We start from the raw sequence: 25,525 nt of genomic DNA, 5'->3' as shown, positions 1-25,525 counted from the left end.
CGCTTCCGGAGGCACACCGTCCACCGACTGGCCCACAATGACCCGGTGAACGACCTCGCCCCCCTCCTCACCCCCGAAGGCCGCGCCCTCCTCGAGGAGGTGCGCGGTACGGCGCCCGCCGACGAACTCGCCGTCGCCACCCGGCTGCGCCGCGCGCACCCCGCGCAGCTGGTGGCGGCGGCGATCGGCCAGGCGCGGCTGCGGCAGCGGGCGGCGGCCAAGTTCGGCGCCGCGGACGCGGAGCGGATGTTCTTCACGCCCAACGGCGTGGAGCAGTCGACACGGGCGAGCGTCGCCGCCCACCGCGCGCAGCGGCTGCGGGAGCTGGGGGTGACGTCCGTCGCCGACCTGTGCTGCGGGATCGGCGGGGACGCCGTCGCCTTCGCCCGGGCGGGCATCCGCGTGCTCGCCGTGGACCGGGACCCGGCGGCGGCGGCCGCGGCCCGGGCGAACGCGGGGGCGCTGGGGCTGGGCGAGCTGATCGAGGTGCGCGAGGACGATGTCACACGGGTCGGTACGGACGGGTACGACGCCGTGTTCGTGGACCCGGCGCGGCGGGGCGGACGGGGGCGCGTCTTCGACCCGGAGGCCTACTCCCCGCCCCTGTCGTGGGCCGTGGAGGCCGCCCGCGGGGCACCGCACGCGGCGCTGAAGGTGGCACCCGGCATCCCCCACGAGGCCGTTCCGCAGGACGCCGGGGCCGAGTGGATCTCGGACGGCGGTGACGTGAAGGAGGCGGTGCTGTGGTTCGGGACCCGGCCGGGTGCCGTGCGCGCCACCCTGCTGCCCGGGCCGCGCACGCTGCTCGGCAGGGGGCTGCCGGACCCCGCGGTCCGCCCCGTCGGGCGGTACCTGTACGAGCCCGACGGCGCCGTGATCCGCGCCCATCTGGTCGCCGAGGTGGCCGAGGAGCTGAACGGCGGGCTGATCGACCCCACCATCGCCTACGTCACCTCCGACGAACGGCGCCGGACCCCGTACGCCACCGCCTACGAGATCACCGACCGGCTCCCCTTCAACGTCAAGAAGCTGAAGGCGCTGCTGCGGGAACGCGGGGTCGGCGTGCTGACCGTGAAGAAGCGCGGGTCGGCCGTCGAGCCCGAGGAACTGCGCCGCAGGGTCCTGCCGAAGGCACGGGGGCCGAAGGCGGTCACCGTGTTCCTGACCCGGGTCGCGGGAGCGCCGACGATGCTGATCGGCGCCCCCGTCCAAGGCGGTTAGGGCCCCGACAGTCAGGGCACGTCGAGGGAGCGGAGTCTGCCGCGCAGCAGTTCCCGTTCGCGTTCGTTGCGGGCGAGTTCCGCGGCTCGCCGGAACTCCTCGCGGGCCTCGGCCGTGCGTCCGAGGCGGGCCAGCAGGTCGCCGCGCACGCTGGGCAGCAGGTGGTAGTCGCGCAGGGCGGGTTCGGCGGCGACGGCGTCCGCGATCGCGAGGCCCTCGGCCGGTCCCCGCGCCATCGACACGGCGACGGCGCGGTTGAGTTCGACGACCGGGGAGGGGGCTCGGGCGGCGAGCAGGCCGTAGAGGGTGGCGATGCTCGCCCAGTCGGTCTCCTCGTAGGTGTGGGCGTGCGCGTGGCAGGCGGCGATGGCCGCCTGGAGGGCGTAGGGGCCGGGGGCGCCCGTGGCGGTGGCGTCGGCGAGGTGGAGGGCGGTGATGCCGCGGGCGATGAGCATGCGGTTCCAGCGGCGCCGGTTCTGGTCCTTGAGGAGCACGGGCTCGCCGTCCGCCCCGGTGCGGGCGGCGGTGCGGGAGGCCTGGAACTCCAGCAGGGAGACCAGGGCGTGCACCTCGGGCTCCTTGGGCATCAGCCCGGCCAGCACGCGGGCCAGCCGCAGCGCGTCCTCGCACAGGGCGGGGCGCAGCCAGTCGTCGCCGGCCGTGGCGGCGTACCCCTCGTTGAAGATCAGGTAGATGACGTCGAGCACGGAGCCGAGCCGGGCCTCGCGCTCGGGCCCGCACGGCACCTCGAAGGCGACGTTCCTGCCGGCGAGGGTCTTCTTGGCGCGGACGATGCGCTGGGCGACGGTCGGCTCGGGGACCAGGAAGGCGCGGGCGATCTCGGGCGTCGTCAGACCGCCGAGCAGGCGCAGGGTCAGGGCGATGCGGGCCTCGGCGGACAGCACCGGGTGGCAGGCGGTGAAGACCAGGCGGAGCAGGTCGTCGTCGATGTCCTCGGGGTCGGCGGGCTCCTCCGGCGGGGCCGCCGTCTCCAGGCTGCGGCCGATCTCGGCCAGCTTGCGGGCGTAGTTCTCCCGGCGCCGGACCAGGTCGACGGCCCGGTGCCGGGCCGTGGCCATGAGCCAGGCGCCCGGGTTGTCCGGCACGCCGTCCCGCGGCCACTGCTCCAGGGCGGCGACCAGGGCGTCCTGGGCGAGCTCCTCGGCGATGCCGACGTCGCGGACGACGCGCGTGACGCCGGCGATGACGCGCGGCGACTCGAGGCGGAAGACGGTCTCGATGGCGTGACGCGGGTCGGCGCCGGCGGAGGGCTGTGTGCTCACAGCCCTCCATTCGACACCGCCCCCGGCCCACGGCCAAGAGAAGGCGCTCAGCCCTCCGCGATCTCCCGGACCTCGCAGGTCACGGTCCAGAACTCCTCGTGCACCTTCAGGAACTTCTTCGTCCACTCCAGCGCCTCGGCCATGTCCTTGCACTGCATGATCGCGTAGCCGCCGACGACCTCCTTGGACTCGGTGAAGGGTCCGTCGGTGACGGAGATCCGGCCGCCCTCCCAGTGCACCCGGGTGCCCTGCGCGGGCGGCGTCAGCCCGGCGGTGTCGAGCATGACCCCCGCCTTGGTGACCTCCTCGATCAGCTCGCCCATGCGCTGCATGAGCTCGGGGCTCGGGCCCTCGGCGGGCACGGTGGACTCGTCGATCCGGACGAGCGACAGATAACGCGGCATGACGGCCTCCTCGGTCGGTACGGCCGGTCCTCGCCGGCCTCTCACCCGTGCGTCGATCGGGACCGGGCCGGTTCGACAGACTCAGCGGATTTCTTCGAGGAATTTTCCGCGGAGTGCGTTCTCGCAGTTCAGAGCCGTCTGTGCGGGATCTCAGCGCAGCGACTCCCACAGCGCGCCGGCCGCCGGTTCCTTCGCCACCACGCGGTTGTGGTCCGAGGGGGCCGGCACCACCGGCATCATCACCGTCTGCACGTCGTCGGCGGACAGGCCCTTCAGGCTGCGGCCGAGTTCCACGAGTTCGCTCAGCGAGTCCAGGCCGGTGTCGGTGGTCAGGCTGCTGGTCACCGCCTCGGCGACCGTGTAGAGCCTGGCCGGGTCGGTGAACAGGCTGGTCGAGGAGATCTGTTCCAGCAGGGCCTTGACCAGCTTCTGCTGCAGCCCTATGCGGCCCAGGTCGCTGCCGTCGCCTATGCCGTGCCGGGTGCGGGCGAGGGCCAGGGCCTGCTCGCCGTCGAGCCGGTGGGTGCCCGCCGTGATGTGCAGGTGGCTGTCGTTGTCGTCGATGTCCTGGTCGAGCGTCACGGTGACGCCGCCCAGCGCGTCCACCAGCCGGGCGAAGCCGGAGAAGTCGATCTCGACGTAGTGGTCCATGCGGACGCCCGTGATCGACTCGACGGTCTTGACCGCGCACACCGCCCCGCCCACCGAGTACGCGCTGTTGAACATCGCGCTGTACGCCACCGCCGTCGACCCGCCCGACTTCAGCGGACAGGACGGGCGCGTGACCAGCGTGTCGCGCGGGATGCTGACGACGGTGGCCTTCCTGCGGCCCGCGTCGATGTGCACCACCATCGCCGTGTCGGAGCGGGCGCCGGAGCTGTCGCCCCCGCCGAGCGCCTTGTTCTCCTTGCCGCTGCGCGAGTCCGAACCCAGCACCAGGATGTTCAGCGAGCCGGTCGGGAGCGGGGCGGCGGCACCGGCGGACGGGGTCGCCGGCGGTTTCGCCGGGCGGTCGTCGCCGAGCGCGTTGTCGATGTCGACGCTCTTGATGTTGTCGTTGAGGTGCCAGTACGCCCAGCCCGCCGCGCCCGCGCCCAGCACCAGCAGGCCCGCCAGGGTGAGGCCGGCGGCCTTCAGCACCCTCGACCGCCGGCCCCTCGGTCTGCCCGCCGGTCCACCCGCCGGTCCGCCCGCGTCGCCGTTCTCGTCGTGTCCCGTCACGGACAGGAACGTAAGTCCGAATTATTAGGGGATTGTTAGGGACGGTGACGTGCGGTGGATTTCTTCGGAGAATCTCACCTTTCTCAGGCCGGCGTCATGGCCGGCACCGGATGCGGGCGTCGCGGCCGGCACCGGATGCCGGGGTCACGGCACCGCCACCGGCGCCTGTCCGAAAGTTTCGGTCGGCCAACCGATTGGCTTCGGCGCGACGCGGGGCGGCCCGCGACGGCCCGCGACGGCCCTCGATACGGCCCGGTCAGAGCGCCGGAGGCGCTCCCGTGCTGCTGCGCACCACCAGGCTCGTCGCCAGTTCCACCCGCGTCGCCACCGGTGTCTGGTCCTGCCGCCCCAGGTCGAGCACCAGCTTGGCGGCCGCCTCGGCCATCTCCATCAGCGGCTGCCGCACGGTCGTCAGCGGCGGCCCCACCCAGCGGGCGACCGGCAGATCGTCGAAGCCGACCACGCTCAGGTCCTCCGGGATGCGCAGCCCCAGCTCGCGCGCGGCCTCGTACAGGCCGAGCGCCTGCAGGTCGTTGAGGGCGAACACCGCGGTCGGCCGGTCCGGGCGGCGCAGCAGCTCGAGGCCCTGCCGGTAGCCGGCCTCGTGGTGGAAGTCGCCGGTCACGACCAGCGCCGGGTCGACCGGCAGGCCCGCGGTCTCCAGAGCGGCCCGGTAGCCGTCGACGCGGGCCCGGCTGCACATCATCCGCGAGGGCCCCGTGATGGCGCCGATGCGGGTGTGGCCGAGGTCGACCAGGTGCCGGGTGGCGGCCAGTCCGCCCTGCCAGTTGGTCGCGCCGATCGAGGGCACGTCGACGCCGGGGTCACCGGCCGGGTCCAGCACCACGAACGGGATGGAGCGGCTGGTCAGCAGCGCGCGCTGGGACTCGTCCAGCCCGCTCAGCACCAGGATCACGCCGTGCGGGCGGCGGGCGGCGACCTGGTCGGCCCAGGTCCGTCCCGGGGTCAGCCGGCCGGCGCTCTCGCTGAGCACCACGCTCAGCCCGGTGTCCCGGGCGACGTTCTCCACGCCCCGGATGACCTCCATCGCCCACGCGCTCTCCAGCTCGTGGAAGACCACGTCGATCAGGGGCGAGCGGCTCGCCTCGGCGCGCCGGCGCCGGTAGCCGTGGGTGCGCAGCAGCTCCTCGACGCGGCTGCGGGTGGCGGGGGCGACGTCCGCACGGCCGTTGAGGACCTTCGAAACAGTCGGCGCGGACACGCCGGCCTCGCGGGCGATCTCGGCGAGTGTCGCGGTCTGCGTGGAGCGGCCTGTCGCCGGGGCTGTCGTCCGCGTTTCTACGGGGTCCGGAGGTGTCATGGCGGCGATCGTATCCCCGCGCGACCTCTTGACGAACCCCTCGGACCGCCCTAGGTTTCCGGAACATTCGAGGTTAATATCGAAACATTCGTGAGAGGGCTCACCCCGACTCGACAAGAGCAGGAGTTCAATGACCATCGCGCCCTGGCGTGACCCCGCCCTGCCCGCCGCCTCCCGCGTCGACGACCTCCTCTCCCGGATGACCCTGGAGGAGAAGACCGCCCAGCTCTACGGCGTCTGGGTGGGCGCCGCCACGGACGGCGACGGCGTCGCCCCCCTGCAGTCCGAGATGACGGCCGACTACGCATGGGACGAGCTCGTCGCGCACGGCCTGGGGCAGCTCACCCGCTCCTTCGGCACCGCCCCCGTCGAGCCGGCGCTGGGCGCCCGGGCGCTGGCCCGCGCCCAGCGCCGGATCGTCGCCGCGGGCCGTTTCGGCATCCCGGCCGTCGCCCACGAGGAGTGCCTGGCCGGCTTCACGACCTGGGGCGCCACCGCCTATCCGGTGCCGCTCGCCTGGGGCGCCTCCTTCGACCCGGACCTCGTGGAGGACATGGCCCGCCATATCGGGGCCGACCTGCGCTCCGCGGGCGTCCACCAGGGCCTCGCCCCGGTGCTGGACGTGGTGCGCGATCCGCGCTGGGGCCGGGTGGAGGAGACCATCGGCGAGGACCCGTACCTGGTCGGCACGATCGGCACGGCCTACGTCAGGGGCCTGGAGTCCGCCGGGATCGTCGCCACGCTCAAGCACTTCGCCGGGTACGCCTCCTCCGCGGGCGCCCGCAACCTCGCTCCCGTCCGCGCGGGGGTCCGCGAGCTCGCGGACGTGACGCTCCCGCCCTTCGAGATGGCGCTGCGCGAGGCCGGCCCCCGCTCGGTCATGGCCGCCTACAACGACACGGACGGCGTCCCGGCCTCGGCGGACCCCGGTCTGCTGACCGAACTCCTGCGGGAGCGGTGGGGGTTCACCGGCACGGTCGTCGCCGACTACTTCGGCATCGGCTTCCTGCAGACCCTGCACCGGGTGGCGGGCTCCCCTGCCGAGGCGGCGCACGCGGCGCTGGCGGCCGGCATCGATGTCGAACTGCCGACCCTCAAGTGCTACGGCACACCCCTGCTGGAGGCGGTACGCGCGGGAGCGGTGCCGGAGGCACTGGTCGACCGCGCGGCCCGCCGGGTGCTGCTCCAGAAGTGCGAACTGGGCCTGCTGGACGAGGACTGGGACCCCGAGCCCGCCGCCGCCATCGACCTCGACTCCTCGGCGAACCGGGCCCTGGCCCGCCGGCTCGCCGAGGAGTCGGTGGTGCTCCTGGACAACCCGGACGGGGCCCTGCCGCTCTCGCCCGACACCCGTATCGCGGTGGTCGGCCCGCGGGCGGCCGACGCGCTGGCGATGCTCGGCTGCTACTCCTTCCCGTCCCATGTGCTGCCGCACCACCCCGGCGTGGAGACGGGCGTGGAGATCCCGACCGTGCTGGAGGCGCTGCGGGCCGAACTCCCGGACGCCAAGGTGACGTTCGCCGAGGGCTGCGACACCTCGGACCCGGACGCCTCGGGCTTCGAGGAGGCGGTGGCGCGGACCGCCGAGGCGGACGTGTGCGTGGCCGTCCTGGGCGACCGGGCGGGCCTGTTCGGACGCGGCACCTCCGGCGAGGGCTGCGACGTGCAGGACCTGCGGCTGCCCGGCGTGCAGGCCGAACTGCTGGACGCCCTGGTCGCCACCGGCGTGCCCGTGGTGCTGGTCCTGCTGACCGGACGCCCGTACGCGCTGGGCCGCTGGGACGGCCGGCTGGCCGCGGTGGTGCAGGCCTTCTTCCCCGGGGAGGAGGGCGGCCCCGCGGTGGCCGGCGTGCTGTCGGGCCGGGTGAACCCCTCCGGCCGCCTCCCGGTCAGCGTCCCGCGGGACCCGGGGGGCCAGCCGTGGACCTATCTGCAGCCCCCGCTGGGCCTCGCGGGCGAGGTCAGCAACCTCGACCCGACCCCGCTGTACGCCTTCGGCCACGGCCGCTCGTACACGACCTTCGCCTGGGAGTCGGAGCCGGCGCACGCCGAGATCGGCACGGACGGCTCCTACGACGTCGCCGTCACCGTCCGCAACACGGGCGAGCGCGCGGGCGCCGAGGTGGTGCAGCTGTATCTGCACGACCCGGTCGCCTCGGTGGCCCGTCCGGACGTCCGCCTGATCGGCTACCGGCGACTGGAGCTGGACGCCGGCGAGGCGGCCGAGGTCACCTTCCGCTTCCACGCCGACCTGTCCGCCTTCACCGACCGTTCCGGCGCACGGGTGGTCGAACCCGGCGCCCTGGAACTACGGTTGGCCGCGTCCAGCGCCGACGTACGGCACACGGCGCGGCTGCGCCTCACCGGACCGGTGAGGGTCCTCGGCTCCGGCCGGCGGCTGCGCTGCGAGACGGAGGTGTCGGGGGTGGGGTGACCCTCGCGCCGCAGCGACGGGGGTTGCGATGATCCGGTACGTGCGCCACGAGCTGATGGCCGCCGTCGCCCTGCTGACCGCCGCGGCGGCCGGAGCAGCGGTGGGTGTCCGGGTCGTGGGCGGCGCGTCGGTGCGGGCGGGAACGGTGGCGTGGGTGGCCGTCGCCGCGCTCGCGTTCCTCGCCCTCTCGGCGCGGTTGCGCTCCTCCCGGCTCAAGTGGGTCGGGGACGTCCGGGAGTTCGAGGCGGCGGTCCCGCTGCCGGGCGGCCGGCCGGCCGGGCGCGACCACACGCTGCGCAAGGCGCTGCGTTTCTCGCTGTTCCTGCTGCCGAGCGTGGCCATCGGCCTGCTGGGGCTGCCGTCGGTGCTGCTGGTGGCCCTGGCGCTGTCCCTGGACTGGCTCGCCAAGGCCGCGGTGGGCGCCCGCTGGGAGCGCAGGAACGGCCGGCGTCTGTGGCTGGGCCACGACCCGGCCGATCCCAACCGGCTGTCCTACTGCCCCGTCACTCGGCCCCCGTCGACTCGAACCGCCACCGATGCACCGGCCGGGTGACCAGGTCGCCCTCGGGTTCCGGCAGTTCGGGCAGCTCGGCGTCGTAGGCCGCGTCCCACCAGGTGACGACGAGGACGCGGTCGCCCGGCGCGTGGAAGGTCTCCCGGCGCGAGGGGGCGGCCGGCAGCTCCTGTCCGCGCGCCCAGGCCAGCAGTTCCGCGCCCCGGCCCTCGGCCGCCCGTGCCTCCCACATCAGCGCGACCGTCACGAGTAGAGGTTCTCCTTGCTGACCTCGTGCACGCGGTCGTGGCCGGACCCGGGCACGTGCGGGTCGGTCACCGGCAGCGAGGAGTCCGCCGACAGGTCCCAGCTCGACGGTACACGGCCCCGGGCGACCATCTCCGCGCCGAGCGCCGCCACCATGGCGCCGTTGTCGGTGCACAGCTTCAGCCGCGGCACCCGCAGCCGGATCCCGGCGGCCTCGCAGCGCTCCTGCGCGAGCGTCCGCAGCCGGGAGTTGGCGGCCACGCCGCCGCCGATCATCAGGTGGTCGACGCCCTCGTCCTTGCAGGCCCGTACGGCCTTGCGGGTCAGCACGTCGACGACCGCCTCCTGGAAGGACGCCGCCACGTCACGCACCGGCACCTCCTCCCCCGCCGCCCTCCTGGCCTCGATCCAGCGGGCCACGGACGTCTTCAGGCCGGAGAAGGAGAAGTCGTAGACCGGGTCGCGCGGGCCGGTCAGGCCGCGCGGGAACGCGATCGCCTCCGGGTCGCCCTCGCGCGCGTACCGGTCGATGACCGGGCCGCCGGGGAAGCCGAGGTCGAGCACGCGCGCGATCTTGTCGAAGGCCTCGCCGGCCGCGTCGTCGATGGTCGCGCCCAGGGGCCGCACGTCCGAGGTGATGTCGCTCGACAGCAGCAGGGAGCTGTGCCCGCCGGACACCAGCAGCGCCATGGTCGGCTCGGGCAGCGGGCCGTGCTCCAGCTGGTCCACACAGATGTGGGACGCCAGGTGGTTGACGCCGTAGAGGGGCTTGCCGAGGGCGTAGGCGTACGCCTTCGCCGCCGACACCCCGACCAGCAGGGCGCCGGCGAGCCCGGGACCGGCGGTGACCGCGATGCCGTCCAGGTCACGCGCGGCGACCCCCGCCTCCGTCAGCGCGCGGTCGATCGTCGGCACCATCGCCTCGAGATGGGCGCGGGAGGCGACCTCCGGGACGACGCCGCCGAAGCGGGCGTGCTCGTCGACGCTGGACGCGACGGCGTCCGCGAGCAGGGTGGTGCCGCGGACGATGCCGACGCCGGTCTCGTCGCAGGAGGTCTCGATGCCGAGGACGAGTGGTTCGTCAGCCATTGATCTCGGTTCCTTGTACGGAGGTCGCGCCCGCGGCGGAGCCGCCGTCGGACTCTGTGGTCAGTCGCATGACCAGGGCGTCCACGTTGCCCGGCTGGTAGTAGCCGCGCCGGAAGCCGATGGCCTCGAAGCCGAAGCGCTCGTACAGCTTCTGGGCGCGGATGTTGTCGATCCGGCACTCCAGCATCACTTCGGTGCACTCGAAGGCGGTGGCGGCCTTCAGCAGCTCGGTCAGCAGCAGCCCGCCGAGCCCCGTGCCCCAGTGGTCGCGGGCGACGGCGATGGTCTGGATGTCGGCGCCCGTGGCGGAGCCGCTGTCGGACGCGGTGCCCGACACGGCGACGCCCGCGTACCCGACCAGGCGGTCGCCGTCCTCGGCGACGAGGTAGCGGCGCGTCGCCTCGGGCCCGCGCGCGTGGGCCAGCTCGGACCAGAACATGCCCCGGGACCAGGCGTCCTCGGGGAAGAGGTCCTTCTCCAGCTCGAGCACGGGGTCGATGTCCCACCAGCGCATCTCGCGCAGCCGAGGGTTCACGGGTCCGGTCACTTGGGGGTGACCACCTTGTAGTTCCTGGGGACCTGGGCGTCCGGCCGGCGCAGGTACAGCGGCCGGGGCGCGGGCAGTTCCTCGCCCCGCTCCAGCCGCTCGGCGGCCAGGCCCGCCAGCGCGGCGGCCGAGACGTGCTCCGGCTCGTGCGCCTCGGGGAAGGTGCCGGGGTACAGCAGCGCGCCCGCGCCGACGGCGGGCATTCCGGCCACCTCGTCCGCGATGTCGGCGGGCCGGTCGACGGCCGGGTCGGTCAGACGGGTGCGGGAGTCGGCGTAACGCGCCCAGTAGACCTCCTTGCGCCGGGCGTCGGTCGCCACGACGAACGGGCCGTCGGCGATGCCGGACGCGTACGCCAGGCCGTCGAGCGTGCACACGCCGTGCACGGGGACGCCGAGCGCGAGCCCGAAGGTGTCCGCGGTCATCAGTCCCACGCGCAGCCCGGTGTACGGGCCGGGACCGACGCCCACGACGACGCCGGTGACGGCGTCGAGCCTGAGGCCCGCCTCGGCGAGCACCCGGTCGACGGCCGGCAGCAGCAGCTCTCCGTGCCGGCGCGCGTCCACCTGGCTCGAGGAGGCGATGACGTCCGAGCCGTCGTGCAGGGCGACGGTCACGGCGGGGGTTGCGGTATCCAGAGCGAGCAAGAGCACGCGAACAGCCTACGGCTCCCGCGCCTCCGGTATCGCCGCCCCGGTCGGGCGGGTGAAGGCTGCTACGGTCGCCGCAAGTACGGCGTACGACGTGATGGGTCAGGTGGGCGACGGTGCCAAGCAGCAGCTCCGGATTCGTGTTCGGGCTCACCGCGGCAGCCCTCGCGGCGGTCGGCCTCCTCGGCTACCAGGCCCGCGCGACCGTCCCGGCCGCCCTCGCCAGGCCGCGGGCGAGCGCCTCACCGGCGGCCGTCGCCTCCGCGGCACCCCGCGGCGCGGTGCGGCCGGACGTCCCGCCCGCCGGCTCCGGCGTCGGGGAACGCGTCGTGTACTCGGTGCACGGCCACCGCGTCTGGCTGGTGGGCAGGCGCAACGAGGTCACCCGCAGCTTCCGGGTCACCCCGGGCAGCGTCGACCCGGCGCCCGGCGTCTACCGGGTCACGTCCCGCTCGAACTCGGTCATCGGCACCGACGGCGTCCCCATCGAGCACGTGGTGCGCTTCGCCGACGTCGACGGCGTGGCCGTCGGCTTCAGCGCGGCGGTCGGGAAGAAGTCCGCCCACGTCACCGACCCCGGCGTGCGCACGGGCGGCATCCGCGAGTCCCGCGAGGACGGCACGGCGATGTGGGAGTTCGCGACGATCGGCGCGCAGGTCGCCGTGATTCCCTGAGGCTTGCAGGCGGCTTCTGCGCGGCTTCTACGCGGCTTCCGGCCGCCGGGGCGCCGCGCCGGGGTCCGGCAGCCGCGGCGGGGTCGAGACCGCGCTCGCCGCGGCGCACGACGCCAGCAGATCGCTCATGGACACACCGGCGACGACGGCGTAGGGCTTCTGCTGCTGCTCGCTGCTCTCGGTGGCCGGCACGGACGCCTCCTGAGGACCGGGGGCGGGCGTAGTTAGGTAGACCTAACTACGAACTGGGTACCATGTGACCACGCGCGGGACGGAGAACGCAACAGCTTGCCGACGTCTCGTCGGAACCTTCCGGGACAGGTGCCGCCGCCTGCGGCTTCCCGGCGGACCCGCGGCCGCGGGCGGACGGCGCGGCCGGTCCCGGTCCGCGGTGCGGGCCAGGGGCTCAGGAGGACAGGACGCTCAGGTCCACCGCCGACCAGCGCGCGCCGAGCCCGGTCACCGTCACGTGCCGTACCTCGTCCGTGGTGTCCCCCACGGCCCGGTGGACGACGACGTTGAGCCGGTCCTCGGTCAGCTCCTCGACCTTGCCCTCGCCCCACTCCACGACGATCACCGAGTCGGGCAGCGAGACGTCGAGGTCGAGGTCCTCCATCTCGTCCAGTCCGCCGGACAGGCGGTAGGCGTCGACGTGCACGAGCGGCGGGCCGTCGCCCAGCGACGGGTGCACCCGGGCGATCACGAAGGTCGGCGAGGTCACCGCGCCCCGGACGCCGAGCCCCTCGCCGAGCCCGCGCGTGAGTGTCGTCTTGCCCGCACCGAGCTCGCCGTTGAGCATCACGAGATCGCCGGCGCGCAGCAGTTTGGCCAGGCGGCGACCCAGGTCGCGCATCTGTTCGGGAGAGGTGACGGTCAGCTCGGTCTCAACCGGGTTGTGCGGTGCTGCTGGTGCTTCCATAGCCACCCACGGTAGCCCCTGCGGGAACCGCACCCGCACGGGTGAGGAGGTCGGCCAGCCGGTCGGTGACCACTTCCGGGTGTTCCAGCATGACCAGATGCCCGGCGTCGGGCACCAGCACCAGTTCCGCCTCGGGCAGCAGGTCGGCGATGGCCTCGCTGTGCTCACTGGGCGTGACCAGGTCGCCGATCCCGGCGAGCACCAGCACCGGCAGGTCCGCGAAGTACCCGAGCGCCTCCGTCTTGTCGTGGTCGGTGAAGGCCGGGTAGAACTCGGCGACCACGTCGATCGGCGTGCCCTCGATCATCCGCTCGGCGAACCGCGCCACCGCCGGGTCGACGTCGCGCGAGGCGAAGGAGTACCGCTTGATGACCCCGGCGAACAGGTCGGCGGTCGCCCGGCGCCCCTTCTCCACCAGCGCGGCCTGCGTGCCGAGCGCCTTCAGCACTCCGGGCAGGACGCGGCGCACGGCGTTGACGCCGGCCACGGGCAGCCCGAAGTTGACCTCGCCGAGTCGCCCGGACGACGTACCCACGAGCGCCACGGCGGCGACCCGGTCCCGGACGAGCGCGGGGTACTGGTCGGCCAGCGCCATCATCGTCATCCCGCCCATGGAGTGCCCGACGAGCACGATCGGCCCCTCGGGCGCGGCGGCGTCGATGACGGCCTTCAGATCGCGCCCCAGCTGGTCGATGCTGACCGCCGTGCCGTCCTGTGCCTGCCGCACGCCCCGCCCGGAACGGCCGTGACTGCGCTGGTCCCAGTGGACCGTCCGGACGACGCCCCGCAGGGCCGCGCGCTGGAAGTGCCAGGAGTCCTGGCTGAGGCAGTAGCCGTGACTGAAGACGACGGTGACGGGAGCGGGCGCCTTCCGCCCGAACAGCCGCCGGCGGCGCGGTCCGAGCGCGGGCACGGCCTCGGGGTCGACGTCGTCGACCTCGTAGTACAGCTCCGTGCCGTCGTCGGCCGTGGCCTTGCCGGGGGTGCCGCGCAGCGACCCGTACGGCCCCGCCGAGTCGAGGGCCAGCCGGGCCTTCCTGCGCATGCCGCGGCCGACGGTGAGCCGCTCGATGGCGACACCGGCCGCGGCACCCGCGGCCACCACGCCTATCGCGGTGCCGGCGACGCCCGTGGCCCTGCGCCAGCCTCCGGCCACCCCCGTGGCGGACGCGAGGGCCGTGACGGCCTCGGCACTGCTCTCGCTCACGTACCGCTCCTTCTCGCCGGACTGCTGTCGCGTTTCTCCCGGGTCGCCGGGCCACTGTGCGGGTTACCCGCTTTGTTCCTCGTTCACATAGACGCGCGGAACGCGTGTTCCGATCCGTGTGACGATTTCGTAGGCGATGGTTCCGGCCGCCTGGGCCCAGTCCTCCGCGGTGGGCTCGCCGCGGTCGCCGGGCCCGAAGAGGACCGCCTCGGCGCCGGCCGCGGGCTCGTCACCGCCGAGGTCGACGACGAACTGGTCCATCGCCACCCGTCCCGCCACCGTCCGCCACTTCCCGCCGACCAGCACCGGGCCCGAGCCGGAGGCGTGCCGCGGGACGCCGTCGGCGTATCCGACGGGCACGAGTCCGAGGGTGGTCTCGCCGGGGGTGATGTAGTGATGCCCGTAACTGACGCCGTGACCCCCCGGGACGTGCTTCACCAGCGCGAGGGACGCCGACAGGGTCATCACCGGCCGCAGCCCGAAGTCCGCCGGGGTGCCGACCTCGGGGCTCGGCGAGATGCCGTAGAGCGCGATCCCGGTGCGTACGAGGTCGAAGTGGGCCTCGGGGAGGGTGAGCGTGGCGGGCGAGTTGGCGATGTGCCGCACCTCGGGGCGCACCCCCTGGCCCTCGGCGTACCCGAGCATCTCCCGGAAGCGGGTCAGCTGGCGGGCGATGGAGGGGTGACCGGGCTCGTCGGCGCAGGCGAGGTGCGACCAGAGGCCGGTGACGCGGATCAGCCCCTCGGCCTCGGCCCGCAGGGCCGCCGCGACCAGCTCGGTCCAGTCCTCGCCGGGCTGGCAGCCGCCCCGCCCCAGGCCGGTGTCGGCCTTGAGCTGCACGCGCGCGGGCAGACCCGCCCGGCGGGCGGCCCGGGTGACCTCCACCAGAGCCCACATGCCGCTCACCGACACGTCGATGTCGGCCTCGACGGCCTCCCGCCAGGGTCCGCCCGGCGTCCACAGCCAGCACATGACGCGTCCGGGCAGCCCGGCGGCCCGCAGCGCGAGCGCTTCCTCGGGCGTGGCGGTGCCCAGCCAGGCGGCCCCCGCCTCGACGGCCGCCCGCGCGCACGGCACGGCGCCGTGGCCGTACGCGTCGGACTTCACCACGGCCATGAGGGCGGCGCCCGGCGCCCGCGCGCGCAGGGCCCGCGCGTTGGCGCGCAGCGCGCCCAGGTCGATCTCGGCACGGGCGCGCAGGGGCGCGGTCGGGGCGGCTGTCTCAGTCATGACGCCACCAGTGTCGCAGAGGGGCCGGACAGCCCGGTCGCACCGGCCCCATGGAACCGCCACGAGCTGGAGCGACACCTCCCGCGGACCTGTCACCCACCTCTCCCGTGAGCCCGGCCGGCGGTGTCAGGCCCACCGGGCGCGTCAGACCCACCGGGCGCGTCAGCCCCATCGGCCACGTCACCGGCCGCGTCAGCCCCATCGGCTGCGTCAGACCCACCGCCCACGTCAGACCCACCGCCCACGTCAGACCCACCGCCCACGTCAGACCCACCGCCCACGTCAGACCCACCGCCCACGTCAGACCCACCGCCCACGTCAGACCCACCGCCCACGTCAGACCCACCGCCCACGTCAGACCCACCGCCCACGTCAGACCCACCGCCCACGTCAGACCCACCGCCCACGTCAGACCCACCGCCCACGTCAGACCCACCGCCCACGTCAGACCCACCGCCCACGTCAGACCCACCGCCCACGTCAGACCCACCGCCCACGTCAGACCCATCGGCTACGTCAGGCCCGCCGACCCCCTCAGTCCCGCAGATCTCCCAAGGCCCGCGAGGGGCCAGACGACCCGCCAGGCCGTGTGTCCCGTCAGCCCTGCGGGTCCCCCTCAGCCCGATCAGTCCTGACAGATCCATCAGCCACGCCAGTGACCGACGGTCCCGCAGACGCGGCGGGTACGCCGGCCCGCCGGCCCCGCCGGCGCCCCCGGTCCCGTCAGTGCCCTTGAGTCCCGCCGGTCCCCTCAGTCCCCTCAGTCCCGCACATCCCTCCAGGCCGCCGGAATCGCCTCCGCCACGTCGTGGGCGCCCGCCGGGGCGCCGTCCGCCGCGTAGCGTCCCGCCAGGCCGTGCAGGTACGCCGCCACGCTTCCCGCGTCCCGGGCCCGGAGCCCGGCCGCCAGGAGGGATCCGGCCAGGCCCGACAGCACGTCGCCGCTTCCGGCCGTGGCCAGCCACGGCGTGCCCGTGGCGTTCACCCGTACGGCGCCGCCCCGCGCGTCGGCGACGAGGGTGGTCGAGCCCTTGAGGAGCACGGTCGCCCCGTACCGCGAGGCGAGTTCGCGCGCCCAGGTCAGACGCGCGCCCTCGACGGTCTCCCGCGAGACGCCCAGCAGGGCGGCGGCCTCGCCCGCGTGCGGAGTCATCAGGGTGGGTGCCGTACGGGCCCGTACGGCAGCGGCGTCGGCGAGCCGCAGGCCGTCCGCGTCGATGAGCACGGGCACGTCGGAGGAGAGCACCTCCCCCACGGCGGACGCGTCGTCCCCGGCGCCGGGCCCCACGACCCACGCCTGCACCCGCCCGGCGTGCTTCGGGCCCTGGTCCGACACGAGCGTCTCGGGGAACCGGGAGATCACCGCGTCCCCGGCGGGCCCGACGTACCGCACGGCCCCCGCCCCGCCCCGCAGCGCCCCGGACACGGCGAGCACGGCGGCACCCGGGTAGCGGGCGGACCCGGCGGCGATGCCCACGACGCCGCGCCGGTACTTGTCGCTCTCGGCGGCCGGTGCCGGCAGCAGCCGGGCCACGTCCGCGTGCTGCAGCGCCTCCAGCTCGGGCTCGTCGGGCAGCTCGCCGTCCAGCCCGATGCCGACGAGCCGCACGGAACCGGCGTACTCGCGCGCGGGGTCGATCAGCAGCCCCGGCTTGTGCGTGCCGAAGGTGACGGTGAGGTCGGCGCGTACGGCCTCACCGTGCACCTCCCCGGTGTCGGCGTCGACGCCGCTCGGCAGGTCCACGGCGACCACGGCGGCCCGGGACTCGGCGGCGCAGGCCGCCAACCGCGCGGCCTCGGGCCGCAGTCCGCCCTTGCCGCCGATCCCCACGATGCCGTCGACGACGAGATCGGCCCGCAGGATCGCCTCTTCCACGGCGCCGACACCGGCCGCCGCGGCGGCGCCGGCGCCCCGGCCCGCGTCCGCGTCCGCGCCGAGGGCCCGCCCGCCGGCCCGCAGCAGCGCCGCGAGCCCCGCGGCGTGGGCCCGTTCGGGCGCGAGCAGCACGGCGGCGACCCCCGCCCCGCGCCGGGCCAGCCGGGCGCCCGCGTACAGGGCGTCGCCCCCGTTGTCGCCGCTCCCGACGAGCAGCACGACCCGGCTGCCGTACACCCGCCCGAGCAACCCGGCGCAGGCGGCGGCCAGCCCGGCGGCGGCGCGCTGCATCAGCGCCCCCTCCGGGAGCCGCGCCATCAGCGCACGCTCGGCCGTCCTTACCGTCTCCACGCTGTAGGCAGTACGCATGCGGTCGAGTCTGCCCCGATCCGGGCCCGGGGCGCACCCCCGCCCGGCCGGGGCGGGGAGCCCCTCGGGACGGGAGACGGGACGGGACGCGGGACGGGGATAGGGCGAGCTCGGGGCGAAGGGCGTCGGCACGGTGGCCGTCGTCCCGCGCGCCGAAGGGTCACCCCTCGGCGACCACCACGGCCGAGGCGACCCCCGCGTCATGGCTGAGCGACACGTGCCAGGCCCGCACGCCCAGCTCCGCCGCCCTGGCCGCCACCGTGCCCTTCACCCGCAGCCGCGGCTGCCCGCTGTCCTCGACGTACACCTCGGCGTCCGTCCAGAGCAGGCCGGCCGGCGCCCCGAGCGCCTTGGCCAGCGCCTCCTTCGCGGCGAAGCGCGCGGCCAGCGAGGCGACGCCCCGGCGCCCACCGCCGGGCAGCAGCAGCTCACGCTCGACGAACAGCCGTCGCGCCATCCCGGGCGTCCGCTCCAGCGACGCCTCGAACCGCTCGATCTCCGCCACGTCGATCCCGACGCCGATGATGCTCATGGCGAGCACCCTACGAGGAGATCACCGCGGGCGAGGTCACTCCACCGTCACCGACTTGGCCAGGTTGCGCGGCTGGTCCACCTCGTTGCCCCGCGCCGTCGCCAGTTCGCAGGCGAACACCTGGAGCGGGACCGTGGCCACCAGGGGCTGCAGGAGGGTCGGCGTGGCCGGAATGCGGATCAGGTGGTCGGCGTACGGGACGACCGCCTCGTCACCCTCCTCCGCGATCACGATGGTGCGCGCCCCGCGGGCCCGGATCTCCTGGATGTTGGAGACGACCTTGTCGTGCAGCACGGACCGGCCCCGCGGCGACGGCACGACCACCACGACCGGCATGCCCTCCTCGATCAGCGCGATCGGGCCGTGCTTCAGCTCCCCCGCCGCGAAGCCCTCGGCGTGCATGTACGCGAGCTCCTTGAGCTTCAGCGCGCCCTCCAGCGCGACCGGATGGCCGACGTGCCGCCCGAGGAACAGCACCGTGTCCTCGGTGGCGAGCGAGCGCGCCAGCGCCCGTACCGGCTCCATGGTCCCGAGCACCCGCTCGACGGCGCCGGAGATGTGCGACAGGTCGCGGATGACGGCCCCGATCTCGTCGCCCCACTGGGTGCCGCGCACCTGGCCGAGGTACAGCGCGACGAGATAGCAGGCGACCAGCTGCGTCAGGAACGCCTTGGTCGAGGCGACGGCGACCTCGGGCCCGGCGTGGGTGTAGAGCACGGCGTCCGACTCGCGCGGGATCGTCGAGCCGTTGGTGTTGCAGATCGCCAGCACACGGGAGCCCTGTTCACGGGCGTGCCGCACGGCCATCAGCGTGTCCATGGTCTCCCCGGACTGCGAGATCGCGATCACCAGCGAGCGCGGCCCCAGGATCGGGTCCCGGTAGCGGAACTCGCTCGCCAGCTCCACCTCGCAGGGGATCCGCGTCCAGTGCTCGATGGCGTACTTGGCGATCATCCCGGCGTGGAAGGCCGTACCGCACGCGACCACGACGACCTTGTCGACCTCCCGCAGCACCCCGGCGGGGATCCGCACCTCGTCCAGGGTCAGCGAGCCGCCCGCGTCGATGCGTCCCAGCAGCGTGTCGGCGACCGCCTTGGGCTGCTCGGCGATCTCCTTGAGCATGAAGTAGTCGTGGCCGCCCTTCTCCGCGGCCGACGCGTCCCAGTCGACGTGGTAGGGCCGGGCGTCGGCGGGCCGCCCGTCGAAGCCGGTCACCGTCACGCCGTCCCGCCGCAGCTCGACCACCTGGTCCTGCCCCAGCTCGAGCGCCGACCGGGTGTGCGCGATGAACGCGGCGACGTCCGAGGCGAGGAAGGCCTCACCGTCCCCGACCCCCACCACCAGCGGCGAGTTCCGCCGCGCCCCCACCACCACGTCCGGCGCGTCCGCGTGCGCGGCGACCAGGGTGAACGCCCCCTGGAGCCGCCGGCACACCAGCCGCATCGCCTCCGCCAGGTCGGCCGTCGCGGAGAACTCCTCCGCGAGCAGATGGGCCACGACCTCGGTGTCGGTCTCGGAGACCAGGTGGTGGCCGCGCTCGGCCAGCTCGGCCCGCAGCGCCGCGAAGTTCTCGATGATCCCGTTGTGCACGACGGCGACCCGTCCCGCGTTGTCCAGGTGCGGGTGCGCGTTCGCGTCCGTGGGTCCCCCGTGCGTGGCCCACCGGGTGTGCCCGATCCCGGTGCCCCCGGTCGGCAGCGGCCGCTCCAGCAGCTCCTTCTCCAGGTTGACCAGCTTGCCGGCCTTCTTCGCGGCCGCCGGCCCGCCGTCCGCGATCACCGCGACACCCGCCGAGTCGTAGCCCCGGTACTCCAGCCGCTTCAGCCCGGCCATGACGACCTCGAGCGCAGACTGCGGCCCCACGTAACCCACGATTCCGCACATGCGCCGCAGCCTACGGTCCAGCGCCCGCCGGAAAGAGGCGCTGCGTGCCCGAAATCGGAAATTCCCACTGTCGTACGACAACGGCGGGCCGACGTGACACAGCCCACCCGCCGACGGGTCCCCACTCCGTTAACAATGGAATGTGATCTCTCCGGTCTCCCCGATGCCCCGGAGCGCCCACCGGCCCAGGCCGGAGGCGACTCCCTACGTCGACCTCACCCGAGCCGAGTGGAGCGCGCTGCGCGAGAAGACGCCGCTGCCGCTCACCGCGGAGGAGGTCGAGAAGCTGCGTGGCCTCGGCGACGTGATCGACCTCGACGAGGTGCGGGACATCTACCTCCCGCTGTCGCGGCTGCTCAACCTCTACGTCGGCGCCACGGACGGCCTCAGAGGCGCCCTGAACACGTTCCTCGGCGAGCAGGGCTCCCAGTCCGGCACTCCCTTCGTCATAGGAGTCGCCGGCTCCGTGGCGGTGGGCAAGTCCACCGTCGCCCGCCTGCTGCGCGCCCTGCTCTCCCGCTGGCCCGAGCACCCGCGCGTGGAACTGGTGACCACGGACGGCTTCCTGCTGCCCACCAGGGAACTGCGGGCCCGCGGCCTGATGTCGCGCAAGGGCTTCCCCGAGTCCTACGACCGCCGCGCCCTCACCCGCTTCGTCGCCGACATCAAGGCCGGCAAGGACGAGGTGACCGCCCCGGTCTACTCCCACCTGATCTACGACATCGTCCCGGACCGCAGGCTCACCGTCCGCCGCCCCGACATCCTCATCGTCGAGGGCCTGAACGTCCTGCAGCCCGCGCTCCCCGGCAAGGACGGCCGCACCCGCGTCGGCCTCGCCGACTACTTCGACTTCAGCGTCTACGTCGACGCCCGCGCCGAGGACATCGAGCGCTGGTACCTCAACCGCTTCCGCAAGCTGCGCGAGACGGCCTTCCAGAACCCGTCCTCGTACTTCCGCAAGTACACGCAGGTCTCCGAGGACGAGGCCCTCGACTACGCCCGCACGATGTGGCGCACCATCAACAAGCCCAATCTGGTGGAGAACATCGCGCCCACCCGCGGCCGGGCCACCCTGGTCCTGCGCAAGGGCCCGGACCACAAGGTCCAGCGGCTCAGCCTGCGCAAACTGTGACCGCTAACCTGCCCCCATGCTGCACCTGCGCCTGATCACGCCGTCCGGCACGACCGACGACGTGGTCCGCCTGATCGAGCGGACGGCCGGCACCGCGCACCTGGTCGTGCTGCCCGGCGCCGCCCGCAACCCGGTGGGCGACCTGGTGCTGTGCGACGTCGCCCGCGAGGCGGGGGACCCGCTCATCGGCGGTCTCAGGGCGCTGGGCCTCGACAGGACGGGCTCGATCGCCGTCGACGACGTCGGCCTGAGCCTGTCGCGCCGGGCCGACAAGGCCGAGCAGGAGGCGCCCGGCGAGGGCGCGGACGCGGTGCTGTGGGAGGGGCTGACGGAGGCGACCCACGAGGAGTCGACCCTGTCGGTCACCTACGTCGCCTTCATCACGCTGGCCACGATGATCGCGGCCTGCGGTGTCGTGCTCGACAACGCGATCCTGATCGTGGGCGCGATGGCGGTGGGCCCGGAGTTCGGTCCGCTGGCGGGCATCAGCACCGCGGTGGTGCGGCGCCACCCACGGCTCGCGCTGCGCTCGCTGACCGCGCTGCTGGTCGGCTTCGCGGCGGCGATGCTGGTGACGGTCGGCTTCAGTCTGTTCATGGACGCCATCGGGCAGTTCCACAAGTCCGACCTCGAGGGCGCCCGCCCCAACACGGCGTTCGTGTACGCGCCCGACGCCTTCTCGTTCGTCGTGGCCGTACTGGCCGGCATCGCGGGCACGCTCTCGCTGACCTCGGCCAAGTCGGGCGCCCTGGTGGGAGTCGCCATCTCGGTGACCACCGTCCCGGCCGCCGCCAACGCCGCCGTGGCCCTCGCCTACGGCGACACCTCCCAGACGGTCGGCTCCACCAACCAGCTCCTGCTGAACCTGCTCGGCATCGTCCTCGCGGGCATCGGCACGCTCGGCGCCCAGAAGTACTTCTGGAGACGTCAGCGCACGGCGCCTCAGGGGAGGGAGCCTTAGGGAGGCGGGGAACCGCGCGGCAAGCCACGGAGAACCCGCGGCCCGCGACGCGCGGGTCCCCGCCCCGAACCCGGCGGAGTCCTAACCCAGCGCCGACTTCACCGCGTCGGCGAGCCGCCCGGCGACGGACCGCGCCTGGTCGATGTCCGCCGCCTCGACCATCACCCGGACCAACGGCTCCGTACCCGAAGGCCGCAGCAACACCCGCCCCGTGGAGCCGAGTTCACGCTCCGCGTCGCCCACCGCGGCGGCCAGCTCCGCGGAGGTCCGCACCCGCGACCTGTCCACGTCCGGCACGTTGATCAGCACCTGCGGCAACCGCTCCATCACGGCCGCCAGTTCCCGCAGCGACCGTCCGGTCTCCGCGACCCGGGCGGCCAGCATCAGCCCCGTCAGCGTGCCGTCACCGGTGGTCGCGTGGTCCAGGATGATCACGTGCCCGGACTGCTCGCCGCCGAGCGCGTACCCGTGCTCCTTCATCTCCTCCAGGACGTACCGGTCACCGACCGCGGTCTGGATCAGCCGCAGCCCCTCGCGCTCCAGCGCCAGCTTGAAGCCCAGGTTGGACATCACCGTGGCGACCACCGTGTCCGAGCGCAGCGCGGAGCGCTCCCGCATGGCCAGCGCGAGCACGGCCAGGATCTGGTCGCCGTCGATCTCCGCGCCGGTGTGGTCCACGGCGAGGCAGCGGTCGGCGTCGCCGTCGTGCGCGATGCCGAGGTGCGCCCCGTGCTCGACGACGGCGGCCTTCAGCTGGTCCAGATGGGTCGAGCCGCAGCCGTCGTTGATGTTCAGCCCGTCCGGCTCGGCGCCGATCGTGATCACCTCGGCGCCGGCCCGCGAGAACGCCTCGGGCGAGACCCGCGCGGCCGCGCCGTGCGCCTCGTCGAGGACGATCCTCAGCCCGTCCAGCCGGTTCGGCAGCACGGCGACGAGGTGGGCGACGTACTGGTCGAACCCCTCGTCGTAGGACCGCACGCGTCCCACGCCCGCGCCCGTGGGGCGCGACCAGGGCTCGCCGTGCCGGTGCGACTCGTACACGGCCTCGATCCGGTCCTCGAGCTCGTCGGCGAGCTTGTGGCCGCCGCGGGCGAAGAACTTGACGCCGTTGTCGGGCATGGCGTTGTGGCTCGCGGAGAGCATCACGCCGAGGTCGGCGCCGAGCGCGCCGGTGAGGTACGCCACCGCGGGCGTCGGCAGCACGCCCACGCGCAGGACGTCCACGCCGGCACTGGCGAGGCCCGCGACCACGGCGGCCTCCAGGAACTCCCCGGACGCGCGCGGGTCCCGTCCGACGACCGCCCTCGGCCGGTGGCCCTCGAAGGTGCCCGCCTCGGCGAGTACGTGCGCCGCGGCCACGGAGAGGCCGAGCGCCATCTCCGCCGTCAGGTCCGCGTTGGCGACGCCACGCACGCCGTCCGTGCCGAAGAGTCGTCCCACTGTGTCGTCCTCCGAATTGCTGAAGAGAGTGCGGCTCACTCCCGGGTACATCCCCTGAGACTGTCCGGGGACGGTAGGGGTTGTGTAAACGAACCGCCCCGGTCGCACAACCGTGCGCCGGGGCGATTGTCGCAGGACAGCGAAGGCTTAGCGCTTGCTGTACTGCGGAGCCTTGCGGGCCTTCTTCAGACCGGCCTTCTTGCGCTCGACCGCACGGTCGTCGCGCTTGAGGAAGCCGGCCTTCTTGAGCGGGCCGCGGTTGTTGTCGACGTCGGCCTCGTTCAGCGCGCGGGCGACACCCAGACGGAGCGCACCGGCCTGGCCGGAGACACCGCCACCCGCGATGCGGGCGATGACGTCGTAGCGGCCCTCGAGCTCGAGCACCTTGAAGGGCTCGTTGACTTCCTGCTGGTGCACCTTGTTGGGGAAGTAGTCCTCAAGGGTGCGACCGTTGATCTTCCACTTGCCGGAGCCCGGGACGATCCGGACGCGGGCGATGGCGTTCTTGCGGCGCCCCAGACCGGCGGCCGGCTGCGGGTCGCCGAAGCGGGACGCCATGGACTCCGACGTGTACTCGCCCTCGACGGGCGCGTCGGACTCGGTGGTGTAGCTCTCGATGTCGACGATCTCTTCGCCCTCGACGGGCGTCTCGACGGTGGTCTCGGCCACGATGCTCCTCAGATTCTCTTCAGTCTTAGGGGGTGGCCGGACTTACTGCGCGACCTGGGTGATCTCGAACGGCACCGGCTGCTGGGCAGCGTGCGGGTGCTGGTCGCCCGAGTAGACCTTCAGCTTGGTGAGCATCTGACGGCCCAGGGAGTTCTTGGGGAGCATGCCCTTGACGGCCTTCTCGACCGCCTTCTCGGGGTTCTTGTCGAGCAGCTCGTCGTAACGCACGGAGCGCAGACCACCCGGGTAGCCGGAGTGGCGGTACGCCATCTTCTGAGTCCGCTTGTTGCCGGACAGGTGCACCTTGTCGGCGTTGATGATGATGACGAAGTCACCGGTGTCGACGTGGGGGGCGTAGATCGGCTTGTGCTTGCCCCGCAGGAGGGACGCGGCGGTGGTGGCGAGACGGCCCAGGACAACGTCCTGGGCGTCGATGACATGCCACTGGCGCGTCACATCGCCGGGCTTGGGGCTGTACGTACGCACGGTTCGTAGCCTTCGCTTCGAGTGAATGGTCCTGAACAGGTCACCGAAACGATCACGACAGCCTGGACCGCACGGCGGCGACGCATACCGCGTAGTGGGGTCGCTGGTCATCGGCCCGGTGGACCGGTGTAAGGGCCCGTCCCGTGAGAATGAGCAAGCCAATACACAACGAAGAAGCAGGATACCGGGGCGCACCCGGAAGGGTCAAAACGAGCCCGGTCGCACCCGCCGCCCCGTTCCCCGGCCACACAATGTACGGCAGTGCCGGAAAGGTCCCCGGGCAGCCCGCCGGAGCCACACCGGCACCTGTCGCCCCCCGTCTAAGATGCGCCCCATGAGCTACGGGCAGCAGGGGGGACCCCCGTCCCAGTGGGACCCCTGGAAACCAAACTCCCAGCAGCCGTGGAACGGCGGCGGGGACAGCCGGACTCCGGACTGGGCGGCGCTGGCGGAGGCGTCCGAGGCACGCAACAGGAGGCGCCGGCTGCTGTTCATCGGCGGCGGCGTGCTCGCCACCGTCGCGATAGGCACCGCCGTCGCCATGGCCGTGGTGTCGGCGAACGGCGACGACAAGGCGTCCGGAAACCCCGGCAACGTGCCGGCCAGCGGCTCCATCCCCAGCAGCAGCGCGACGGCCCCGTCCTTCGCGCCGACCAGCGCCCCGCCCCCGCTGGACCCGAAGGAGTTCATCTCCAGCAAGGCCAAGGACACGGCCCCGCTCAGCGCGGAGACCCTCTTCCCGGGCACCCAGCTGACCATCGGCTCGACCGTGTACAAGAAGGGCGCGACGGCCGACACCCGCAACTGCGCCTCCGCCGCCGCGGGCACCCTCCCGAAGGTCCTCACCGCCGGCAAGTGCACCCGCCTGCTGCGCGTGAGCTACGTCAGGGGCGGCGTGGCGGTGACCGTCGGCGTGGCCGTCTTCGACACCGAGGCCCGGGCCACCGCGGCCAAGGGCCAGGCCGACGACAAGAGCCTCGTGCAGGCCCTCCCGGGCAAGGGCGTGAAGCCCTTCTGCAACTCCGCGACCTGCCGCACGACGACCAACTCCTACGGCCGCTACGCCTACTTCACCACCGCCGGCTTCACCAACGGCAAGGACGTCACGAAGGCGGACACCCAGGTGTTCAAGGCCGGCGACGACCTGGCCGAGTTCGCCTTCAGCCAGATCCGCAGGCGCGGCGAGGCGCAGGCCTCGGCCGCGGCGGCCGGGTAG

General features: G+C 73.6%; 25 protein-coding genes. 7 read left to right on the top strand and 18 right to left on the bottom strand.

The features are described from left to right. Positions 1 to 45: 45 nt before the first annotated feature. Positions 46 to 1,221: a THUMP-like domain-containing protein gene (locus tag ACJ9NR_RS24075; protein ID WP_412492991.1), complete on the top strand. Its 1,176-nt coding sequence runs from the start codon at positions 46 to 48 to the stop codon at positions 1,219 to 1,221. Between the two features lie 11 nt (positions 1,222 to 1,232). Here ACJ9NR_RS24075 and ACJ9NR_RS24070 read toward each other — a convergent pair whose 3' ends face one another. The 4 genes from ACJ9NR_RS24070 to ACJ9NR_RS24055 form a co-directional block, all read right to left on the bottom strand. Then, positions 1,233 to 2,504, bottom strand: a complete 1,272-nt coding sequence (locus ACJ9NR_RS24070; protein WP_412492990.1) for an RNA polymerase sigma factor — start codon at positions 2,502 to 2,504, stop codon at positions 1,233 to 1,235. Positions 2,505 to 2,551: 47 nt separating this feature from the next. Next, positions 2,552 to 2,908 carry a YciI family protein gene (locus tag ACJ9NR_RS24065; RefSeq protein WP_412492989.1) on the bottom strand — a complete coding sequence of 119 codons (357 nt, stop codon included), beginning with the start codon at positions 2,906 to 2,908 and terminating at the stop codon, positions 2,552 to 2,554. Between the two features lie 150 nt (positions 2,909 to 3,058). Continuing rightward, positions 3,059 to 4,129, bottom strand: coding sequence for an LCP family protein (locus ACJ9NR_RS24060; protein WP_412492988.1), 1,071 nt, complete (start codon positions 4,127 to 4,129; stop codon positions 3,059 to 3,061). A 256-nt stretch (positions 4,130 to 4,385) separates the two neighbouring features. Further along, the gene (locus ACJ9NR_RS24055; RefSeq protein ID WP_412492987.1) at positions 4,386 to 5,450 is read right to left on the bottom strand and encodes a LacI family DNA-binding transcriptional regulator; all 1,065 of its coding nucleotides are present in this window, start codon (positions 5,448 to 5,450) and stop codon (positions 4,386 to 4,388) included. 130 nt (positions 5,451 to 5,580) lie between these two features. On the opposite strand from ACJ9NR_RS24055, the gene ACJ9NR_RS24050 reads away from it, so the two are divergent. Together ACJ9NR_RS24050 and ACJ9NR_RS24045 are read left to right on the top strand one after the other, a co-directional pair. Beyond that, complete coding sequence (locus ACJ9NR_RS24050; RefSeq protein WP_412492986.1) at positions 5,581 to 7,884, top strand: beta-xylosidase/alpha-l-arabinosidase; 2,304 nt, start codon at positions 5,581 to 5,583, stop codon at positions 7,882 to 7,884. Between the two features lie 28 nt (positions 7,885 to 7,912). Then, on the top strand, positions 7,913 to 8,437 hold the full coding sequence (locus tag ACJ9NR_RS24045) for a hypothetical protein (RefSeq protein ID WP_412492985.1): 525 nt from the start codon (positions 7,913 to 7,915) through the stop codon (positions 8,435 to 8,437). Here ACJ9NR_RS24045 and ACJ9NR_RS24040 read toward each other — a convergent pair. From ACJ9NR_RS24040 to tsaB, 4 genes are read right to left on the bottom strand one after another with little or no spacing between them, the layout of a single operon-like run. After that, positions 8,388 to 8,645, bottom strand: coding sequence for a hypothetical protein (locus tag ACJ9NR_RS24040; protein WP_412492984.1), 258 nt, complete (start codon positions 8,643 to 8,645; stop codon positions 8,388 to 8,390). The two genes, ACJ9NR_RS24045 and ACJ9NR_RS24040, sit on opposite strands and share 50 nt — an antisense overlap. Continuing rightward, positions 8,642 to 9,733 carry a tRNA (adenosine(37)-N6)-threonylcarbamoyltransferase complex transferase subunit TsaD gene (gene tsaD / locus ACJ9NR_RS24035; RefSeq protein ID WP_412492983.1) on the bottom strand — a complete coding sequence of 364 codons (1,092 nt, stop codon included), beginning with the start codon at positions 9,731 to 9,733 and terminating at the stop codon, positions 8,642 to 8,644. The genes ACJ9NR_RS24040 and tsaD overlap by 4 nt, the downstream gene beginning before the upstream one ends. After that, positions 9,726 to 10,280 (bottom strand): ribosomal protein S18-alanine N-acetyltransferase, encoded by a 555-nt coding sequence (rimI, locus tag ACJ9NR_RS24030; protein WP_412492982.1) that lies wholly within the window; start codon positions 10,278 to 10,280, stop codon positions 9,726 to 9,728. The genes tsaD and rimI overlap by 8 nt, the downstream gene beginning before the upstream one ends. Beyond that, a complete protein-coding gene (gene tsaB, locus ACJ9NR_RS24025) occupies positions 10,277 to 10,933 on the bottom strand; it encodes a tRNA (adenosine(37)-N6)-threonylcarbamoyltransferase complex dimerization subunit type 1 TsaB (RefSeq protein WP_412492981.1) in 657 nt (218 codons plus the stop codon). The genes rimI and tsaB overlap by 4 nt, the downstream gene beginning before the upstream one ends. A gap of 113 nt (positions 10,934 to 11,046) precedes the next feature. On the opposite strand from tsaB, the gene ACJ9NR_RS24020 reads away from it, so the two are divergent. Further along, a complete protein-coding gene (locus ACJ9NR_RS24020; RefSeq protein WP_412492980.1) occupies positions 11,047 to 11,604 on the top strand; it encodes a hypothetical protein in 558 nt (185 codons plus the stop codon). Positions 11,605 to 11,631: 27 nt separating this feature from the next. On the opposite strand, the gene ACJ9NR_RS24015 is transcribed toward ACJ9NR_RS24020, so the two are convergent. From ACJ9NR_RS24015 to glmS, 7 genes are all read right to left on the bottom strand, one after another. Then, positions 11,632 to 11,796 carry a hypothetical protein gene (locus ACJ9NR_RS24015; RefSeq protein ID WP_412492979.1) on the bottom strand — a complete coding sequence of 55 codons (165 nt, stop codon included), beginning with the start codon at positions 11,794 to 11,796 and terminating at the stop codon, positions 11,632 to 11,634. A 214-nt stretch (positions 11,797 to 12,010) separates the two neighbouring features. After that, positions 12,011 to 12,523, bottom strand: coding sequence for a tRNA (adenosine(37)-N6)-threonylcarbamoyltransferase complex ATPase subunit type 1 TsaE (gene tsaE, locus ACJ9NR_RS24010; RefSeq protein WP_412492978.1), 513 nt, complete (start codon positions 12,521 to 12,523; stop codon positions 12,011 to 12,013). Further along, a complete protein-coding gene (locus ACJ9NR_RS24005; RefSeq protein ID WP_412492977.1) occupies positions 12,489 to 13,730 on the bottom strand; it encodes an alpha/beta fold hydrolase in 1,242 nt (413 codons plus the stop codon). The genes tsaE and ACJ9NR_RS24005 overlap by 35 nt, the downstream gene beginning before the upstream one ends. 63 nt (positions 13,731 to 13,793) lie before the next feature. Then, on the bottom strand, positions 13,794 to 14,960 hold the full coding sequence (alr, locus tag ACJ9NR_RS24000; RefSeq protein ID WP_412492976.1) for an alanine racemase: 1,167 nt from the start codon (positions 14,958 to 14,960) through the stop codon (positions 13,794 to 13,796). A 760-nt stretch (positions 14,961 to 15,720) separates the two neighbouring features. Further along, positions 15,721 to 17,205, bottom strand: coding sequence for an NAD(P)H-hydrate dehydratase (locus tag ACJ9NR_RS23995; protein ID WP_412494381.1), 1,485 nt, complete (start codon positions 17,203 to 17,205; stop codon positions 15,721 to 15,723). A 160-nt stretch (positions 17,206 to 17,365) separates the two neighbouring features. Continuing rightward, the gene (locus ACJ9NR_RS23990; protein WP_412494380.1) at positions 17,366 to 17,737 is read right to left on the bottom strand and encodes a holo-ACP synthase; all 372 of its coding nucleotides are present in this window, start codon (positions 17,735 to 17,737) and stop codon (positions 17,366 to 17,368) included. Positions 17,738 to 17,773: 36 nt separating this feature from the next. Then, a complete protein-coding gene (gene glmS / locus ACJ9NR_RS23985; RefSeq protein WP_412494379.1) occupies positions 17,774 to 19,621 on the bottom strand; it encodes a glutamine--fructose-6-phosphate transaminase (isomerizing) in 1,848 nt (615 codons plus the stop codon). Positions 19,622 to 19,784: 163 nt separating this feature from the next. On the opposite strand from glmS, the gene coaA reads away from it, so the two are divergent. Both coaA and ACJ9NR_RS23975 read left to right on the top strand, forming a co-directional pair. Further along, positions 19,785 to 20,753: a type I pantothenate kinase gene (coaA, locus tag ACJ9NR_RS23980; RefSeq protein WP_412494378.1), complete on the top strand. Its 969-nt coding sequence runs from the start codon at positions 19,785 to 19,787 to the stop codon at positions 20,751 to 20,753. Between the two features lie 16 nt (positions 20,754 to 20,769). Then, positions 20,770 to 21,714, top strand: coding sequence for a DUF389 domain-containing protein (locus ACJ9NR_RS23975; protein ID WP_412494377.1), 945 nt, complete (start codon positions 20,770 to 20,772; stop codon positions 21,712 to 21,714). An 81-nt stretch (positions 21,715 to 21,795) separates the two neighbouring features. Here ACJ9NR_RS23975 and glmM read toward each other — a convergent pair whose 3' ends face one another. From glmM to rplM, 3 genes are all read right to left on the bottom strand, one after another. Then, positions 21,796 to 23,154, bottom strand: coding sequence for a phosphoglucosamine mutase (gene glmM, locus ACJ9NR_RS23970; RefSeq protein ID WP_412494376.1), 1,359 nt, complete (start codon positions 23,152 to 23,154; stop codon positions 21,796 to 21,798). Positions 23,155 to 23,301: 147 nt separating this feature from the next. Further along, positions 23,302 to 23,823, bottom strand: coding sequence for a 30S ribosomal protein S9 (rpsI, locus tag ACJ9NR_RS23965; protein ID WP_412494375.1), 522 nt, complete (start codon positions 23,821 to 23,823; stop codon positions 23,302 to 23,304). A gap of 42 nt (positions 23,824 to 23,865) precedes the next feature. Further along, positions 23,866 to 24,309, bottom strand: a complete 444-nt coding sequence (rplM, locus tag ACJ9NR_RS23960) for a 50S ribosomal protein L13 (RefSeq protein ID WP_412494374.1) — start codon at positions 24,307 to 24,309, stop codon at positions 23,866 to 23,868. A gap of 334 nt (positions 24,310 to 24,643) precedes the next feature. Here rplM and ACJ9NR_RS23955 point away from each other — a divergent pair, with 334 nt between their 5' ends. After that, the gene (locus tag ACJ9NR_RS23955) at positions 24,644 to 25,525 is read left to right on the top strand and encodes a hypothetical protein (RefSeq protein WP_412494373.1); all 882 of its coding nucleotides are present in this window, start codon (positions 24,644 to 24,646) and stop codon (positions 25,523 to 25,525) included.

It is taken from the genome of Streptomyces sediminimaris, from assembly GCF_047049295.1.
Lineage (GTDB): Bacteria > Actinomycetota > Actinomycetes > Streptomycetales > Streptomycetaceae > Streptomyces > Streptomyces sediminimaris.
The sequence above is the reverse complement of the archived record's forward strand: the minus strand, read 5'-3'. Positions and strand labels throughout refer to the sequence as shown.